The organism is Sphingobium cupriresistens, assembly GCF_004152865.1.
Lineage (GTDB): Bacteria > Pseudomonadota > Alphaproteobacteria > Sphingomonadales > Sphingomonadaceae > Sphingobium > Sphingobium cupriresistens.
The window spans coordinates 66,561-84,566 of sequence record NZ_SEOO01000004.1; the positions used below are offsets into that span (position 1 = coordinate 66,561).

General features: G+C 64.2%; 11 protein-coding genes. 5 read left to right on the forward strand and 6 right to left on the reverse strand.

Annotated elements, in window-relative coordinates; all coding sequences use genetic code 11:
* Positions 1 to 36 precede the first annotated feature (36 nt).
* Positions 37 to 2,241: a catalase/peroxidase HPI gene (gene katG, locus EWH12_RS03810; RefSeq protein ID WP_129925770.1), complete on the reverse strand. Its 2,205-nt coding sequence runs from the start codon at positions 2,239 to 2,241 to the stop codon at positions 37 to 39.
* Positions 2,242 to 2,418: 177 nt separating this feature from the next.
* Between katG and ku the strand changes: the two genes are divergently transcribed.
* Entirely contained in the window at positions 2,419 to 3,291 is an 873-nt protein-coding gene (gene ku / locus EWH12_RS03815; RefSeq protein ID WP_129925771.1) for a non-homologous end joining protein Ku, read from the forward strand.
* A 3-nt stretch (positions 3,292 to 3,294) separates the two neighbouring features.
* On the forward strand, positions 3,295 to 5,796 hold the full coding sequence (gene ligD, locus EWH12_RS03820; protein WP_129925772.1) for a DNA ligase D: 2,502 nt from the start codon (positions 3,295 to 3,297) through the stop codon (positions 5,794 to 5,796).
* Between the two features lie 3 nt (positions 5,797 to 5,799).
* Here ligD and EWH12_RS03825 read toward each other — a convergent pair whose 3' ends face one another.
* Entirely contained in the window at positions 5,800 to 6,441 is a 642-nt protein-coding gene (locus EWH12_RS03825) for a TetR/AcrR family transcriptional regulator (protein ID WP_129925773.1), read from the reverse strand.
* Positions 6,442 to 6,524: 83 nt separating this feature from the next.
* On the opposite strand from EWH12_RS03825, the gene EWH12_RS03830 reads away from it, so the two are divergent.
* From EWH12_RS03830 to EWH12_RS03840, 3 genes are read left to right on the forward strand one after another with little or no spacing between them, the layout of a single operon-like run.
* Positions 6,525 to 7,649: an acyl-CoA dehydrogenase family protein gene (locus tag EWH12_RS03830; RefSeq protein ID WP_066608038.1), complete on the forward strand. Its 1,125-nt coding sequence runs from the start codon at positions 6,525 to 6,527 to the stop codon at positions 7,647 to 7,649.
* Between the two features lie 14 nt (positions 7,650 to 7,663).
* Positions 7,664 to 8,848 carry an acetyl-CoA C-acyltransferase gene (locus EWH12_RS03835; protein WP_129925774.1) on the forward strand — a complete coding sequence of 395 codons (1,185 nt, stop codon included), beginning with the start codon at positions 7,664 to 7,666 and terminating at the stop codon, positions 8,846 to 8,848.
* A 13-nt stretch (positions 8,849 to 8,861) separates the two neighbouring features.
* Positions 8,862 to 9,623 (forward strand): SDR family NAD(P)-dependent oxidoreductase, encoded by a 762-nt coding sequence (locus EWH12_RS03840; protein ID WP_066608042.1) that lies wholly within the window; start codon positions 8,862 to 8,864, stop codon positions 9,621 to 9,623.
* 71 nt (positions 9,624 to 9,694) lie between these two features.
* Here EWH12_RS03840 and EWH12_RS03845 read toward each other — a convergent pair whose 3' ends face one another.
* The 4 genes from EWH12_RS03845 to EWH12_RS03860 form a co-directional block, all read right to left on the reverse strand.
* Positions 9,695 to 11,749, reverse strand: coding sequence for a glycoside hydrolase family 97 protein (locus tag EWH12_RS03845; protein WP_129925775.1), 2,055 nt, complete (start codon positions 11,747 to 11,749; stop codon positions 9,695 to 9,697).
* Between the two features lie 11 nt (positions 11,750 to 11,760).
* On the reverse strand, positions 11,761 to 13,368 hold the full coding sequence (locus EWH12_RS03850) for an alpha-amylase family glycosyl hydrolase (protein ID WP_066608734.1): 1,608 nt from the start codon (positions 13,366 to 13,368) through the stop codon (positions 11,761 to 11,763).
* A gap of 16 nt (positions 13,369 to 13,384) precedes the next feature.
* Positions 13,385 to 15,214, reverse strand: coding sequence for an alpha-amylase family glycosyl hydrolase (locus tag EWH12_RS03855; protein WP_129925776.1), 1,830 nt, complete (start codon positions 15,212 to 15,214; stop codon positions 13,385 to 13,387).
* Between the two features lie 72 nt (positions 15,215 to 15,286).
* Complete coding sequence (locus EWH12_RS03860) at positions 15,287 to 17,989, reverse strand: TonB-dependent receptor (protein WP_242495946.1); 2,703 nt, start codon at positions 17,987 to 17,989, stop codon at positions 15,287 to 15,289.
* Positions 17,990 to 18,006: the final 17 nt, after the last annotated feature.

Here is an 18,006-nt window from a genome sequence, read left to right on the forward strand (position 1 = left end):
TAAAAGCGCTGCCAACTGTCCAGGTCGCTGTCTCCGTCAGGCTTTGAGGTCGAACCGGTCGGCGTTCATCACCTTCGTCCAGGCCGCCACGAAGTCCTTGACGAACTTGCCGCCCGCGTCGGACGACGCATAGACTTCCGCCAGGGCGCGTAGCTGGGAATTGGCGCCGAAGGCGAGATCGGTGCGCGTCGCCGTCCATTTTTCGGCGTTGCTGGCGCGGTCGGTGCCAACGAACGTCTCGTCGCTCGTATCGTCCACCTGTTTCCAGGCGGTATCCATGTCGAGCAGATTGACGAAATAATCGTTGGTCAACTGCCCGACACGGGTCGTCAAAACGCCATGCTGCGACCCGCCATGATTGGCGCCCAAAACCCGCAGCCCGCCGACCAGCACGGTCATTTCCGGCGCCGACAGGCCCAGCAGTTGCGCCCGGTCGACCAGCAGCTCCTCCGTCGGCACATTATAGCGCGTCTGGAGATAGTTGCGGAAACCGTCCGCCTTGGGCTCCAGCACGTCGAAGCCGTCGGCATCGGTCTGCTCGGCGGTCGCATCGGTACGACCCGGCGTGAAGGGAACGGTCAGGTCATGGCCCGCCGCCTTCGCCGCCTGTTCGATACCCACGCTGCCGCCCAGCACGATCAGGTCGGCGACCGACGCGCCGCTCTCGCTGGCCATGCCTTCATACACCGCCAACACCCGCGCCAATGCGGCCGGTTCGTTGACGTCCCAGTCCTTTTGCGGGGCCAGGCGGATACGAGCACCGTTCGCGCCGCCGCGATGGTCCGACCGGCGATAGGTGACGGCGGACGCCCAGGCGGTCTTGACCAAGTCCTGCACCGACAGGCCGGACGCGGCGATCTTTGCCTTGAGCGCCGTGACGTCCGCTTCGCCCAGCGCCGGTCCGGTCGCGGCGGGGATCGGATCCTGCCAGATCAGGTCTTCGGCCGGGACTTCGGGGCCAAGATAGCGGGCCTTCGGTCCCATGTCGCGATGGCACAATTTGAACCAGGCGCGTGCGAAGGCATCGGCGAAATAGGCGGGGTCCGCCCGGAATTTCTCCATGACCGCGCGGTAGGCCGGGTCCATCTTCATCGCCATGTCGGCGGTGGTCATCATCGTGGGCACCTTGACGCCGGGCGTATGCGCCTTGGGCGCCAGCGTCTCTTCCGGATTGCCGACCGGCTGCCATTGCTTGGCGCCTGCCGGGCTGCGCACCAGTTCATAATCATGGTCCAGCAGCATGTCGAAATAGCTCATGTCCCAGGTGATCGGGGTCGGGGTCCACGCCCCTTCGATCCCGCTGGTGATGGTATGGTCGCCCATGCCGCTTTCATGGCCACTCTGCCAGCCCAGCCCCTGCTGCGCGATGTCCGCGCCTTCTGGCTCCGCGCCGACCAGCGAAGCATCGCCTGCGCCATGCGCCTTGCCGAACGTATGGCCACCGGCGGTCAGCGCCGCAGTTTCTTCATCGTTCATGCCCATCCGCGCAAAGGTTTCGCGAATGTCGCGGCCCGACTGGAGCGCGTCGGGATTGCCACCCGGCCCTTCGGGATTGACGTAGATCAGGCCCATCTGGATCGCGGCCAGCGGGCTTTCCAGCACCATCTCCTTGTCGGGCTGGATGCGGGTTTCATTGGCTTCGTCGCCGACCCAATTTTCTTCCGTGCCCCAGTAGATGTCTTTTTCCGGCTCGAACACGTCAGCGCGACCGCCGCCAAAGCCGAAGACGGGTCCGCCCATCGACTCGATCGCGACATTGCCGGCCAGGATCATCAGGTCGGCCCAGCTCAGCTTCTGGCCATATTTCTGCTTGATCGGCCACAGCAGCCGGCGCGCCTTGTCCAGATTGCCATTGTCCGGCCAGCTATTGAGCGGGGCGAAACGCTGCGACCCGGAGGACGCGCCGCCGCGCCCGTCGCCGGTGCGATAGGTGCCCGCGCTGTGCCACGCCATGCGGATGAAGAAGGGGCCATAATGGCCATAATCGGCCGGCCACCAAGGCTGGCTGTCGGTCATCAGGGCGGTCAGGTCCGCCTTGACCGCATCATAGTCGAGCGACTGGAACGCCGCGGCATAATCGAAATCATGGCCGAGCGGATCGCCCGACAGGCCGTTCTGCTGGAGGATTTCGAGCGACAGCTGGTTGGGCCACCAGTCGCGATTGGTGCGGCCGAGCAAGGTGCGCCGCGCCGCGGGCTCCTTCATCGGGCAGCCCAGCGGGTCAGAGGTCTTGGCATCCATGTCTTCTCTCCTGCTTCAAATCGCTGCACTATTTTGTAGGAGCATAGCCTATCGGGACAAAACCGGGAATCTCGCTTTGTCTGATCGATAATATCGGTCGAAGGCAGTCTGATGACGCGCCATGGCCGCAAGGAACTTCCGCCTTGGCCGGGCGCTGATGCGAACGGAGGTGAGATCATGGCGGCACGCGCATATTGGCAGGGTCAGATCAGGCTCGCCCTGGTATCGATTCCGGTGGAGATATACCCGGCCACCCGGTCCGGCGCGGCGATCAGCTTTCGCCAGATCCATGAGCCGACCGGCAAGCCGATCAGCTATGAAAAGATCGTGCAGGGTGTCGGCCCGGTGGATCGGGACGAAATCCTCAAGGGGTTCGAAATTTCCAAGGGCAATTATGTGCTGCTGGAAGAGGAAGAGATCGAAGCGGTGAAGATCGAAAGCCGCAAGACGCTGGAACTGGTCCAGTTCGTCGAGGCCGATGCCATCGACGTCCTCTACTATGAAAAGCCCTATTTCGTGGTGCCGGCGGACGATCTGGCGGAAGAAGCCTATGCCGTGCTGCGCGATGCGTTGCGTCAGACGAAGAAGGTGGGGCTAGGCCAATTGTCGGTGCGCGGGCGCGAACAGCTGGTGTCGTTGAAGCCCTGCGGTCGCGGGCTGGTGCTCGAAGTGCTGCGCTATGCCGATGAGGTGACGCGCGCCCAGACCTATTTCCGCAACCTGCCCGACGACAAGGCCGACGCCGATCTGCTCGACCTGGCCACCACCATCATCGAAAAGAAGACCGCTCCGTTCAAGCCGGAGGAATTTCACGATCGCTATGTCGACGCGCTCCAGCGGCTGATCGAGAAAAAGAAGAAGGCCAGGGGCAAGCGGATCATCGAGGATGTCGAGGAGCCGGCCAGCGCCAAGGGCGGCAACGTCATCGATCTGATGGCCGCGCTCAAGAAATCGGTCGGCGATGGCGGCAAGGCGTCGCCGACGAAAAAAGCGCCGGTCAAGGCGACTGCTGCCAAGCCCCGCACGCCAGCGAAGCGCAAAAGCGCCTGACCCATGGCCCGCAATCCGCTCGCCGCCTATAATGCCAAGCGCGACTTCGCCCGCACCCGCGAGCCGAAGGGCGAAGTCGCCAAGGCGGGCGGGAACAGCTTCGTCGTGCAGAAACATGATGCGACGCGGTTACACTGGGATTTCCGGCTGGAGATTGACGGGGTGCTCAAAAGCTGGGCCGTGACCAAGGGGCCGAGCATCGACCCGGCGGACAAGCGCCTAGCGGTGCGGACCGAGGATCACCCGCTAAGCTACGGCGATTTCGAGGGATTGATACCCGAAGGCGAATATGGCGGCGGCACGGTAATGCTATGGGACCGCGGAACCTGGCGGCCGGTGGCAGGCAAGAGCGCCAAGGATCTGGAAAAGGGCCATTTGCACTTCACCCTGGATGGCGAACGGATGAAGGGTGAATGGCTGCTTGTCCGCATGAAAGGGCGTCCAAAGGAAAAGCGCGAAAACTGGCTGTTGCGCAAGATCGAGGATGCCGACGCCGGCGAGGGCGACCAGTTGGTCGAACGGGCGCTGACCAGCGTGCTGACCGGACGTGCGATGGCGCAGATCGCCGCCGACAAGGCGGGCGCCCAGTCGCTAGCCGGGGTCAAGGGCAAGGCCTTCGCCGGCAAGATGCAGGCGGCGCGGGATCATAATGAGAAGGTCGCGGCCAAGCCGCGCAAGGCCGCAGGCAAGCCGCCCGCCTTCGCCAAGCCCCAACTCGCGACGCTGGTGAACGATGTGCCGGTGGGCAATGACTGGCTGCATGAGATCAAGTTCGACGGCTATCGCGCGCTCGCCGCGGTGGCGGGGGAACGGGTGCGCATCTTCACTCGCAGCGGCCTCGATTGGACCGACAAGTTCCAGCTGCTCGTCCGCGCAATCGCCGCGCTGGACCTGCCGTCCGCGCTGATCGACGGGGAGATCGTTGCCTTCGGCGCGGATGGCAATCCCAGCTTTTCCGCGCTCCAGTCAGTGCTCAAGCGCGGCCATGGCGCGCAGCGGGACGATACGCCCTTCCATTTCTTCGCCTTCGACCTGCTTGCGCTGGAGGGGCAGGACATGAAGGCGCTGCCGCAGATCGAGCGGAAGGAACGGCTGGAAGCCGTGTTGAAAGCGGCGAAGCCACCCGTCCAGGCTGCCGACCATGTGATCGGCGCGGGAGAAGCCTTATATCGCTCCCTCTGTGACGCCGGACAGGAAGGGATCATCTCCAAGCGCATCGACGCACCCTATCGCGGCGACCGCACGCGTAACTGGGTGAAGGTGAAATGCACTCGCCGACAGGAGTTTATCATCATCGGCCGCAGCGCCAGTAGCGCGCGGGGCCGCCCCTTCGCCTCGCTGCTGCTTGCCCAGCATGAGGGCAAGGCGCTGATCTATAAGGGCAAGGTCGGCACCGGCTTCGACGCAGACCTGATGGCCACGGTCGACAAGGCGATGACCCCGCTGGAAACGGACAAGGCGCCGGTCGATGTGCCGCGGACCGAAGCGCGCGGCGCGACCTGGCTGAAACCCAGGCTGGTTGCCGAAATCGCCTTCGCCGAATTTACCGCCGACGGCCGGGTGCGCCATGCCAGTTTCCTCGGCCTGCGCACCGACAAGCCGGCAAAAACGGTCAGGCCGGAAAAGCCCGCCGCCGCGCCCAAAGCGACGCCGGTCGTCAGCATCACCAATCGCGATCGCGTCATCTTCCCCGAAAGCGACCAGACCAAAGGCGAACTGGCGGATTATTATGTGGCTATCGCCCCCCTGATGCTGCCCTTCGCCGCGCGCCGGCCGATCAGCCTGGTCCGCTGTCCGCAGGGGCGGGCGAAAAAATGCTTCTTCCAGAAACATGACAGCGGCGCCTTCGGCAAGGCCGTGCGGCAGGTTCCGATCCGCGAGAAGGACGGCGGCAGCGAGGATTATATCTATGTCGAGGATGCCGAAGGGCTGCTCGCCTGCGTCCAGATGGGCACGATCGAGTTCCACGGTTGGGCCAGCCGCACCGACGCGGTGGAACGGCCCGACCGGATGATCTTTGACCTCGATCCCGACGAAGGCATGGATTTCGACCGGGTGAAAGGCGCGGCGCAGGACATTCGCGCACGTTTGTCCGATATCGGCCTCGTCTCCTTCGCCATGTTGTCGGGGGGCAAGGGCGTGCATGTCGTGGTGCCGCTGACGCCGGGCCATGATTGGGAGACGCACAAGGATTTCGCGTCTCGCTTCGCCCAGGCGCTGAGTGCGGCCGAGCCTGAGCGTTTCGTCGCGACCATGAGCAAGGCCAAGCGCAAGGACAGGATCTTCATCGACTGGCTGCGTAACCAGCGCGGCAGCACCGCCGTGCTGCCCTATTCGGCCCGCGCCCGCGCTGGCGCGCCGGTGGCGATCCCGATCGACTGGGATGAGCTGGACGGCATGAAGGACGCGCATCCCTTTTCGATCGGCGATGCGGAAACGCTGGTCGAACGCGCCGCCAGTCTCAAGGGCTGGGGCTTCGCTGCGCAGGCATTGCCCGACATCTGATCCTCAGCGGCGCGGGGTGAGGCCACCCAGCGCGATATCGACCAGCTTCTCCGCGACCTCTTCCGGGCTGAGCGGCCCATCAGGATCATGCCAGCGCGCCGGCCAGTTGAGCGCACCCGCCAGCGCGAAGGAGGCAAAGCGGACATCGACCGGCGCGATCGATCCGTCGGCGACTCCCTCCGCGATCAGCCCCCGCACCGCATCGTCAATCTCCCGCTTGCGCGCGCGAAAGCGGATGGCGCTGTCCATCGACAACACCTCCTCATTGGTGCGGATCACGCAACGGCCGAAATCGTCCATGTTGATGCAGGCATAACGCAGCAGGAAGGCGCGCAGCCGGTCATGGCCGCTGCCCGGCGCGCCGGCCGCCGTATCCGCGGCCTCCCGCAGCATCGACAGGCCGCGATTGACGCATTCGACCAGCACCTGCTCCTTATTGCCCAGATAATGATAGATGGTCGGCTTGCTGACGCCCAGGCTGGCCGCGACATCGTCCAGCGAGGCGGCATGATAGCCGCGTGCGTTGAACATTCGCACCGCCGCCAGCAGCACGGCTTCGCGCTTTTCCGCCCGGTCATGCTCGCGTTCCGCCTTGCTGCGGAAGGGGGAAGGCACGGCGGCGGGAACGGCGGGCTTGGGCAACATTGTCTCCTTGGGCGTTCGAAGCATTGACAACAAACGCTCGGACAATCAATATACCCATGAGTATAGAAAATACGAGTGAGTTTATGCTGACCGAGATTCAGGCTGCCATCCGCGATACGGTGCGCGATTTCGCGCAGGAGACGATCCGCCCGCACAGTGCTCGCTTCGAATCGGAAGGCGGCTATCCGCCCGAACTGTTCCGCGAGATGGCGGGCCTGGGCCTGTGGGGCATGACCGCGCCCGAAGCCTTTGGCGGCGCGGAAACGGACGCCGTTTCCTATGCGCTGGCGCTGATGGAGATCGCGGCGGCCGACGGGGCGCTCTCCACCATCGTTTCGATCCAGAATTCGATCCTTGTGTCCGGCCTGCTCAAGGACGGCAGCGATGCGCAGAAAGCGCGCTTCCTGCCGGACCTGATCGGCGGGCGCATGATCGGCGCCTTTGCGCTGACCGAAGCCGATGCAGGGTCCGACGCCTCGGCGGTGCGCACCCGCGCGACCAAGGTGGACGGCGGCTGGCGCATCACGGGGGCCAAACAGTTCATCACATCGGGCAAGATCGCCGGCCTGGTCATGATCGTCGCGGTGACCGATCCCGACGCCGGCAAGAAGGGCCTGTCGGTCTTCCTCGTGCCGACCGACCGGCCCGGCTATGGCGTGGACAAGGTCGAGCATAAAATGGGGCAGGGGGCTTCGGACACCTGCGCCTTGCGCTTTGACGACATGTTCGTGGAGCATGACCTGCTGATCGGCCAACCTGGACAGGGCTATCGCATCGCACTGGCTAATCTGGAAACCGGCCGCATCGGCATCGCCGCCCAATGTGTCGGCATGGCGCAGGCCGCGCTCGACATTGCGGTCGCCTATGCCAAGGATCGCAAGAGCTTCGGGAAAGCCATTATGGAGCATCAGGCGGTGGGCTTCCGCCTCGCCGACCTCGCCACCCGGCTGGAAGCGGCGCGGCAACTCGTCCTGCACGCCGCACGGACCAAGGATGCGGGCCTGCCCTGCCTCGCCGAAGCGTCCATGGCCAAGCTGTTCGCGTCCGAAGCGGCCGAAGCGATCGTGTCCGGCGCGCTCCAGACGCTGGGCGGCTATGGCTATCTGGAGGAATATGGCGTCGCCAAAATATACCGCGATGTCCGCGTCTGCCAGATTTACGAAGGCACGTCGGACATCCAGCGCATGGTCATCGCGCGCAGCCTTTAAGCAGGAGTCATAAGATGCAGAACGATCCCATTGTCATCGCCAGCTATGCCCGCACGCCGATGGGCGGGTTCCAGGGCGCATTGTCGGCGGTCAAGACCACCGATCTGGGCGCAGCGGCGGTCAGGGCCGCGGTGGCGCGCGCGGGCGTGGCGGCCGATGCGGTCGATCGCATCTATATGGGCTGTGTCCTGCCCGCTGGTCTGGGGCAAGCGCCTGCGCGACAGGCGGCGCTGGCGGCTGGCCTTGGCCTCAATACCGAAGCGACCACGGTCAACAAGATGTGCGGTTCGGGGATGCAGGCCGCGATCATGGCGCATGAGGCGCTGGCCAGCGGCGCGGCGGACATCGTGATCGCAGGCGGTATGGAAAGCATGAGCAATGCGCCCTACGCCTTGCCCAAGCATCGCTCTGGCGCGCGGATCGGCCATGACCGCATCGTCGACACGATGATGATGGACGGCCTGGAGGACGCCTATGAACCGGGCAAGGCGATGGGCGTGTTCGCGGAAGAAGCGGTGCGCGACTATCAGTTCACGCGCGCGGATCAGGACGCCTATGCCGTCCGCTCGCTCGAACGCGCCAATGCCGCGATCGGCAGCGGGGCCTTCGCCCGCGAAATCACGCCCGTCACGGTCAAGGGGCGCGGCGGCGACACGATCGTCGATACCGACGAGCAGCCGGGCAAGGCCAAGCCCGACAAGATCCCGTCGCTCAAGCCCGCTTTTGTCAAGGACGGCACGATCACCGCCGCCAATGCCTCCTCCATATCGGACGGCGCGGCGGCGCTGGTCATGACCCGCGCCAGCGTGGCGGCGAAGCTTGGCCTCAAGACTGTGGCCAAGGTCGTCGCCACCGCCGGTCATGCGCATGAGCCGTCCAAATTCACCACCGCGCCGGTGCCTGCCATGCGCAAGGTGCTGGAGAAAGCCGGCTGGTCGGTCGCCGATGTCGATCTTTTCGAAGTCAACGAAGCCTTTGCCGTGGTCGCCATGATCGCCGCGAAGGAACTGGGCATCCCGGCCGACCGTATCAACGTCAATGGCGGCGCGACCGCGCTCGGTCATCCGATCGGCGCATCGGGCGCGCGCATTCTGGCGACTTTGATTGCCGCGCTGGAGACGCGCGGCCTGAAGCGTGGTGTGGCCAGCCTGTGCATTGGCGGTGGTGAAGCCACGGCGATGGCCGTCGAATTAATCTGAAGGGGACAGCGAGATGGACATCAAAGACGTAGCGGCGATCGTCACCGGCGGCGCATCAGGCCTGGGCAAGGCGACCGCGACGATGCTGGCGCAGCAAGGCGCCAAGGTCGCGATCTTCGACCTGAATGAAGAGGCAGGACAGGCGACCGCGCAAGCGCTGGGAGGTGTCTATGTCGCTGTCAATGTTGCGGACGAGGCCAGCGTTTCGGCGGGTCTGGACGCGGCGGAAGCGGCGCATGGCGTCGCCCGCATCCTCGTCAACTGCGCCGGGATCGCTCCGGCGATCAAGACGGTGGGCAAGGAAAATGCGCCGCATCCGCTTGATGCCTTCGCCAAGACGGTGACGGTCAATCTGATCGGCAGTTTCAACATGATCGCCAAATTTTCCGCCCGGCTTGCCGCTGCGGAAGAGATAGACGGCGAACGCGGCGTCATCGTCAACACCGCATCGGTCGCGGCCTATGACGGGCAGATCGGCCAGGCGGCCTATAGCGCGTCCAAGGGCGGCGTGGTCGGCATGACCCTGCCGATCGCCCGCGACCTGGCCCAGCACAAGATCCGGGTGATGACGATCGCGCCCGGCATCTTCCTGACGCCGATGCTGGAGGCCTTCCCGCAACAGGTGCAGGACGCATTGGGCGCGCAGGTGCCGCATCCCAGCCGCCTGGGCAAACCGGCTGAATATGCGCAACTGGTGGAAAGCATCGTCCGCAATCCGATGCTGAATGGCGAGGTCATCCGCCTGGACGGCGCGATCCGCATGGCGCCGCGCTGATAAAAAAGCCCCCGGATCGGCGTGCAGTCCGATCCGGGGGCGGGCAAGACCGGCCTCAAAGGCCGGATTCCTTATCGGCTGGGCGCCAGTCGCATCGCCGCGCCGCCGCCCGGCGCCAGCCACAGGTCGTAGCGGTCGCCCTTGCGGAACGTCCGCGTCTCATAGGCGATCCTGTGGCGGGCGTCGCTAAGATAGGTCGCGCCCTCGCCATCTTTGTAGATGGTGGCATTGTAGGTCTTGCCCGGTTCCAGATAGTCGAAGTTCAACGTCACCGTCCGCGCGGTCGCGTCGTTGACGCCGCCGACATACCAATTCTCGCTGTTGCGATCCTTGCGCGCGAACATGGCATAGTCGCCCACTTCGCCTGCGATCAGATGGCTTTCGCTCCAGTCGGCCGGGACTTTCGCGATGAAATCCAGTTCCTTTGGATATTTGGCCAGCGTCTCGACAAAATCCGCTGCCATCTGGATCGGGGAGTAAATGGCAAGATAGAGGCCGAGTTGCTTCGCCAAGGTCGATGCCAGCGGGGCATGGTCCGCCCCCTCCAGGCTCAGTACGCCGGGCGTGAAGTCCATCGGGCCGGACAGCAGCCTTGTATAGACCAGCGTGGGTTCATGGTCCGGCCCGTTCGCAAATCTGCCCCAGGCATTATATTCCATGCCGCGCGCGCCTTCGCGCCCGACCCAGTTGGGATAGGTGCGGCGCAGGCCGGTATCCTTGATCGGTTCATGCGCATTGACCGCGACATGATATTTAGCCGCCGTCTCCACGACGCGCAGATGATGTTGCGCCATGCGCTGGCCGTCATGATATTCCATATGCGTTTCGCCAGGCTTGTCCCCCGGCGCGATGATGCCGCCCGCGTCGGCGACATAGCCGGTCTTGACGACATCCACGCCAAGACCGCCATAAAGCTTCATCGCGTCGTCCAACTGCGCTTCATAATTGGCGATATTGCCGCCGGTTTCGTGATGCCCGATCAAGTGGACGCCCTTTGTCTTCGCATAGGCGGCAAGGCCCGGCAGATCGAAGTCGGGGGTCGATTGCGTGTAGCTGAAGTCATCGCCATGGCCGAACCAGTCGCCGTTCCAGCCCTTGTCCCAGCCTTCGACCAGCACGCCGCGGAAGCCATGTTTGGCGGCGAAATCGATATATTGCTTCGTGCGGGTGGTGGTGGCGCCATGCTTCGGCCCTTCGGCCCAGCTCCAGTCGCCCCGGATCATGCCCCACCAGATGCCGATATATTTGGCGGGTTGGAACCAGCTGACATCGCCCAGCTTGTTGGGTTCGTTGAGGTTGAGTTCCAGATCATTTTCGACCAGCCCCGCCGCACTGTCGGCGATGCGGATGGTCCGCCAGGGCGTGTTGAACGGCAGGCCGCGGATCACCTGTGCGCCCTGCGACGAGGGCGAGAGCGTGGTGCGGAAGGTCTGGCCAGACGCGCGCTTCAGCCAATAGGCCGCATAATCGACCAGCGCGGCTTCGTGGAAGCTGAGATGCGTGCCGTCGTCCAGCCGCATGGTGATGGGCGTATGGGCGGTCGAGACAGCGTCGATCGGCGTATTCTGATAGACCTGCTCGTAGCGGTTCCATTCGCCGCCCGGAATCCACCAAGCCGTGCCCTTGGGCGCGATGTCGAACTCGGTCGTCTCGTCGGCGATCTTCATGCGGCTCAGATTGGGCTGCGCGGGCAGTTCGTAGCGGAAGCCGACGCCGTCATCGAACAGGCGGAAATGCACGTTCATCAGCCGCGCGCCCTGCACGTCGGACTGGCGGAAGCGGACCGTCACTTCATTATAGCGGTCGGTGACGAAGCGGCGCTCACCCCAGGGCTGTTCCCATCGATCATCGCCCTGGCCCTTGTCCGACCCGGCGATCGCAAAGCCGCGGACCATGTTAAGGCCGTCGGTCAGGATGAAGCCCAGCTTCGACGGCGCGATCAGCAGCTTGCCTTTGCGCGAGAGCGACCAGGTCGGGCGGCTGTCATTGTCGGTGGAGACGGTCAGGATGATCGAGCCATCGGGCGATGCGGCGGTGACGGCGGGGCGGGCCTCCTGCGCAACGGCCGGCGTCATGAAGACGAATGGAAGGGTCAGCGCGCAGGCGCGCAGCGACAGGTTCAGCATGGAGTCTCTCCTTATTCCTCGATCATCAGCGCGCCGAAGGGTGGCAGGGCGCCGGGCGTGGCGCCATTGACGGCGGACAGCAGCTTGTTGGTCGGGGCGATCTCTTCGGGCCAGGTCGCCGGTTTGGCCGACAGGTTGAACAGGCAGAGCAGCGACTGGCCGTCGGCGGCGCGGCGGAACAGCAGACGCTGGTCGTCGGCGACCAATATCTCCAGGCTGCCGTGGCGCAGCGCCGGGTTCGCCTTCCGCAGCGCGAGCATCGCGCGGGTGTGGTTCAGCAGCGATGCAGGATCAGCCTCCTGCGCGTCGACCGCCAGCGCCAGATGATCGGCACCATGGGGTAGCCAGGGTTCGACACTGGAAAAGCCCGCTTGCGCGGCATCGGCAGCCCATGGCAAAGGCGTGCGCGCGCCGTCCCGCGACAGGGTCAGCGGCCAATTGGCGATCGCTTCGGGATCTTGCAGCTTGTCGAAGGGGATATCGACCTGGGTGATCCCCAATTCCTCGCCCTGATAGAGGATCGCGTTGCCGCGCAGCGCCACCAGCAGCATCGCCTTCAGCCGTCCGAACGCCGGGCGATCCTCCGCCGCGCACCAGCGGGACAGCGCGCGCGGCGCATCGTGATTTTCGAACGCCCAGCTCGGCCAGCCCATGCCCGGTTCATCCGGCCAGCGATCGACCGTGTCAGCCACCAGAGCGGGCGTCAGCGCGTCGGCATAGAGGAAGTTGAAGCCATAGGCGCTGTTGAGGTGGGTTTCGCCCGCCGTATAGGCCTTCATCTCCGTCTCTGACAGGTCGCCGCCGACCTCCGCCACGGTGAAGATCGCGCCATATTCGTCGCAGAGCGTGCGGATTCGCTTGATGAAATCGACTACGCCGGGGTGAGACTGACTATATGTCTTGATCTGGAAATCGAAGGACCGCGTGCGCGGCTTGCCGGTGTCGGGCGCTGGCGGATTGTCGCGCAGTTGCGGGTCGTGCATCGAATGGTTGAGCGCGTCGAGACGGAAGCCATCCACTCCGCGATCGAGCCAAAAGCGCATCGCGTCCAGCAGCGCATCCTGCACCGCCGGGTTGTGGAGGTTGAGCTGCGGCTGGCTGCTCAGAAACTGGTGCATATAATATTGGCCGCGCCGCGCGTCCCAGGTCCAGGCCGGGCCGCCGAACACCGACTGCCAGTTGTTGGGCGGGGTGCCGTCTTCCTTCGGATCGACCCAGACGAACCAGTCGGCCTTTTCACTCGTCCGGCTGGCGCGGCTTTGCGCGAACCAGTCATGAAGGTCGGAGGTATGGGCATAGACCTGATCGATCGTGACCTTCAGGCCGAGCGCATGGGCGCGCGCCACCAGCGCGTCGAAATCGGCCAACGTGCCGAAAATCGGATCGACATCGCAATAATCAGCGATGTCATAGCCGAAATCGCGCATCGGCGACGTGAAGAAGGGCGAAATCCAGATCGCGTCCGCGCCGAGCCGGGCGATATGCTCCAGTCGCTGGGTGATCCCATTCAGGTCGCCGATGCCGTCATGATTGCTATCCTGAAAACTGCGCGGATAGATTTGATAGATCACCGCGCCCTTCCACCAGGGCTGATCGGTCGATGTCGTCGCAAGCGTCATGAAGGAGCTTTCCGGTTCAGGGTTTGGCGGCGCAGACGGCATAGCCGAAGGCGGGGAGAGCGAGGGCCAGGCTGCCCGGCGCTTGCGGGGTGACAGGGCAGGCGCCGATCAGCGACGTGAAGCCGCCGCTGGCCGGATCGACCGCGACAGGGCCAACATAAGGCGTCGCGGCGGTATTGAACGCGACCAGCACTTCGCGGCCCGTATCGGGGTCGATGCGCGACACCGCGAACAGGCCGGGCTTGTCCGAACTGGCGCGCAGGATCGTCGCGCCGCGCGACAGGGCTGGCGTGGCGCTGCGGATTTTCGCCAGCGTTGCGATTGCGCGATAGAGAGGCTGGTCGGTGCGGAAATTGTCCGTCGCGGTGGTTGCGTGCGTCCCGACCAGCCGTTCCGCATTATATTCGGCGACCTGCGAGGCGAACATGTCGTGCCGCGCCTGCTGATCATTGCCCGTGCCGGCGAAACCCTGTTCATCGCCATAATAGAGCGTCGGCACGCCGCGCAGCGTCAGCAACATCGCATGGCCCAGCAGGGCGCGCGCCAGTTCCTCCTCCGCGCTGATGCCGGGCTTGGCCTGACGCAGAAACCAGGCAAAGCGACCCGCGTCGTGATTGCCGAGGAAGGTCGGCAATTGCAGCGCCGCCGCCTTGCCGCCTTCGTAGAGGGCATCATCATCCCCCAGCCGCGCCAGCATGTCGGTGCCGCTCTTGCCGCTGGCTGCATCCACGGCCGCGCGCATGAAGGCGAAGTCCAGCACGGCGGGAAATCCGGCGTTGCGCGTCCAACTGGCCAGCAAAGCCGGATCATAGGCGTCGGTGGCGACTTCGCCGAAGACATGAAAATTCGGGATGCCCTTTGCCGCGGCATGGGCGCGGATGGCGGGGATAAAGGCGCGCCAGAATTCCGCATTCACATGGCGTGCGGTGTCGATGCGGTATCCATCGATGCCGAAGCGATCGATCCAGCCTGTATATATCTCGATGAAGCCGGCAACGACGCGGGGGTTTTCGGTGGCGAGGTCGTCCAGCCCGACGAAATCGCCATATTGCGAACTTTCGCCCTTCCAGTCGGTGTCGCCGCGATTGTGATAATAGATGGGGTCGTTGAGCCAGGCGGGGACTTTGACCGTCTTCTCGCCCTTCGGCACGACCGGGGTGTAGGCGAAGGCCGGATCGGTCAGCTTCGCCCAGTTGGCCGCGCTGCTGTCCCGGTCGCCGGCGAACCCCGCGTTGATCGGCTGGCCCGCCGCGCCGCCCCGGCGCAACCAGGGATAGGCCCCCTTGCTGCGATAAGACGCTGCGCTGGTCGGGCTTTCGCGATATTGGATCACATCGGCCGTATGGTTGGCGATGATGTCCATATAGACTTTCATGCCGCGCTTGTGCGCCGCATCGACCAGCGCCTTGAAGTCGGCGTCGCTGCCGAAATGCGGATCGACGGTAGTGAAATCCGTCACCCAATAGCCGTGATAGCCCGCGCTTTCCTGCCCCTTGGCGCCCTGCACCGGCTTGTTCTTGAACACCGGCGCCAGCCAGATCGCTGTCGCACCCAAGCCCTGTATATAGTCGAGCTTCGCCGTCAGCCCCTTCAGGTCGCCGCCATGATAGAAGGCGCGCGAGGTGGGATCATAGCCGGTCTGGAGCGGGCCGCCCTTCAGGCCGCCCTTGTCATTACTGCGGTCGCCATTGGCGAACCGGTCGGGCAGCACGAAATAGACGATCTCCTGCGCCGGCGTGCGGGCGCGCAGGTCGGCCAGCGTGTCGGCCATCGCCAGCGGCGCGCCCACGAGAGCCGCGCCGATCCCGGCGGCTGTCACGAACAATCTCGTGGCCGTTCGACCCATAAGGGGCACCCCTCTGCTTGAACCTTTGAAAAAAGGCCCGGCGACGACAAGGTCGCCGGGCCACTCTACACATCAGAAGCGGTAGTTGAAGCCCGCCATGAAGCGGCGGCCATAGCTTTGATAGTTGCGGATCTGGATCGATGCGCCGGTATCGACCGACACGAAGGGTTCGTCGGTCAGATTCTGGCCTTGTAGGAAGATCGCCAGCCCCTCCAGCGCGCTGCCCTTCTGGAAATCATAGCCGATCTGTCCATCAACGATGGTTTCGCTCAAGGCCCGGCGCAACTCGCGCTCGCCCCCGAAGCCGACGAACTGGCCGACGAAGGCGGAACGATAGCGCGCCGAAGCGCGGGCGTTGAAGCCCCATTTCTCGAAGAAGATCGTGGCGTTGGCGACCCAGCGCGAATAGTCGGGCAGGTCTTCCGATGCAGCGCCGACGCCCGGCTTGATGCTGGTTTTGGTATAACCCACGCCGCCGGTCAGGCCAAAGCCGTCCAGCGCGGGCGTCACGATGTCGAACGGCACCGTGCCGGCGACTTCGAAGCCATAGAGCTTGCCACCCTTGCCGTTGACCGGACGGGTCAGCGTGCCGTCAGGATCGGTGACGCCCGGCGGCAGCACGACCGGCAGGCCGGTATAATCGAACGCCGCGGTTTCCCGATAGACATAGCTTTCCAGCTTCTTGGCGAACAGTTGCAGGCTGACATAGCCCTTGGTCCCGAAATATTTCTCGACATTCAGGTCCGCCGCCCAGGCGCGATAGGGGCGCAGGGTAGGGTTGCCACCCGTGCCGGTGATGACCCCGCTGGCGGTGTTATAGCCATAGTCCAGGCTGACCTTCATATCCTCGAACCGGGGACGCTGGATTTCCCGCGCGGCCGCCAGGCGGACGATGAAATCGCTGGGAAAGCGCAGCGACAGGTTCATACTGGGCAGCACATCCCAATAATTGTCGCCCCGTGTCGTCGGCACCAGATCGGCCGCCGCCAGGTTCACGAAACCGCGCGACTTCTGTTCGGTATTCTGGGCCAGCACGCCGACATTGCCGGTCAGCTCGGCCGAACCCACTTCCGACTTGATATTGGCCATCAGATAGGCGGACATCACCCGCTCGGTCACCGAATAGGCCTTGGCCGGCACATCCTTGCTGGGGTTCAGCGTCTTGATATAGACGCCGTCGCTGAGCAGCTTGAACGGGTCGTAGGACAGGATCGGGCCGATGCCCAGGAAGCTCAGGTCCGTCGCGGCCAGACGATATTGCTCCGGCAGCACCAGCGACGTTGCGCCATTGGCCAGGTTCAGCACATATTCTTCGGGCGTCTTGGCCTTGGTGCGGTCGACATAGCCCAGGCCCGCGGTGACCTTCGACAGGAAGCCGCTCTCGATCTCCTTGCCGAACTCGATCTGATAGCTTTTGATCTCATCATCGATGATGCGGTTGTTATAATAGCCTTCCTGATGGCCCAGCGGCGCGCCTGCGCCCCAACCCAGCGGATCGGTCAACACCATCAGATTGGGGTCGCTATAGTCGAGCTGGTGGCTGGTGAAATGGGTGCCCTTGCCGTCGCTGACGAAGTCCAGCGTATCTGTCGCGCCATTGCCGGGACCATAGCCGGTGCCGGCATTGGATTCGAGCGACAATTCGCTGCGGTCGGTGCGCGAATAGCCGAAATCGAAGCTGGCCGACCAGCCATCGTCGCCGGCATATTTGCCGTTGAAGCCACCCGAAAAGATCTTCGACTTGCGCTCATAGCCATGGTTGTTGACCACCGCCTCGACACCAGTGAACGTGCCTTTATTGATGAAATCGCCGTCGGCGCCGATGCTGGCTGGGACCAGCGTCGCGCCGCTCCAGTAGAGCGGAAATTCGACGCCGCGCTTGATCTGCTTTTCCTTGAAGTCGCCATAAAAGCCGTCGAAGGTCAGCAGCAGCGTGTCGGTCGCCTGCACCTGCACCGCGCCCTGGATGCCCAGGCGCTTCAACTGGGTGGACACGCCGAACGGCTTGATGCCGCCGATCACCTTGTCGCCATCCGGTCCGTCGGCATAGCCCCAGGCTTCGAACTCCTTCGACTGATAGGGTTCGTCATTATAGGCGGCCGACAGCGACACGCCGATGCGGTCGCCCGCGAACTGGCCGACATAGGTGCCGGTCAGGCGATAGCCCTTGTCCTTACTGTCGGCATTGACCTTACCCAGATCGGTATAGACGCCGCGGGCGCCGACCGAGAACAGTTCCTTGCCATAGTCGAGCGGACGGATGGTGCGGATGTCGACAGTGCCGGCCAGACCCTGGTTGATCAGGTTGGCCTGGGGCGACTTGAACACATCGACGCGGCTGACGACTTCGGAGGGATATTGGTCGAATTCGACATTGCGCTGTTCGCCGGTGGACGTCTGGGGACGGCCGTTGAGCGTGGTCGAGGAGAGGTCGGCGCTGGCGCCGCGGATCGCGATCGAATTGGCGCGACCGAACAGTCGCTGCGACGTCAGGCCGGGCAGGCGGGCGATGGATTCGCCGATCGATGCGTCGGGCAGCTTGCCGATATCTTCGGCCGACACCGATTCCACGATCTGCGCGGCGTTCTTCTTGACGTTGACGGCGCTCTGCAACGCGGCGCGGAAGCCGGTAACGACGATCGTGTCGCTGGCCGCATCCTGCGGCGCAGCGTCGGCCTGCGGCGCGTCCTGGGCGAAGGCGGGGCTGGCGGCCGTCGCCATGATAGCCAGAAGCGATGCGCCGAACAAACGGACGCGATGATGATGATGAGCCACTTTTATCCTCTCCCCCA

What these genes read in the sequence shown, in the direction of transcription:
- katG (WP_129925770.1), bottom strand. Translation starts at nt 2,241, where the DNA reads ATGGATGCCAAGACCTCTGACCCGCTGGGCTGCCCGATGAAGGAGCCC.
- ku (WP_129925771.1), top strand. Translation starts at nt 2,419, where the DNA reads ATGGCGGCACGCGCATATTGGCAGGGTCAGATCAGGCTCGCCCTGGTA.
- ligD (WP_129925772.1), top strand. Translation starts at nt 3,295, where the DNA reads ATGGCCCGCAATCCGCTCGCCGCCTATAATGCCAAGCGCGACTTCGCC.
- EWH12_RS03825 (WP_129925773.1), bottom strand. Translation starts at nt 6,441, where the DNA reads ATGTTGCCCAAGCCCGCCGTTCCCGCCGCCGTGCCTTCCCCCTTCCGC.
- EWH12_RS03830 (WP_066608038.1), top strand. Translation starts at nt 6,525, where the DNA reads ATGCTGACCGAGATTCAGGCTGCCATCCGCGATACGGTGCGCGATTTC.
- EWH12_RS03835 (WP_129925774.1), top strand. Translation starts at nt 7,664, where the DNA reads ATGCAGAACGATCCCATTGTCATCGCCAGCTATGCCCGCACGCCGATG.
- EWH12_RS03840 (WP_066608042.1), top strand. Translation starts at nt 8,862, where the DNA reads ATGGACATCAAAGACGTAGCGGCGATCGTCACCGGCGGCGCATCAGGC.
- EWH12_RS03845 (WP_129925775.1), bottom strand. Translation starts at nt 11,749, where the DNA reads ATGCTGAACCTGTCGCTGCGCGCCTGCGCGCTGACCCTTCCATTCGTC.
- EWH12_RS03850 (WP_066608734.1), bottom strand. Translation starts at nt 13,368, where the DNA reads ATGACGCTTGCGACGACATCGACCGATCAGCCCTGGTGGAAGGGCGCG.
- EWH12_RS03855 (WP_129925776.1), bottom strand. Translation starts at nt 15,214, where the DNA reads ATGGGTCGAACGGCCACGAGATTGTTCGTGACAGCCGCCGGGATCGGC.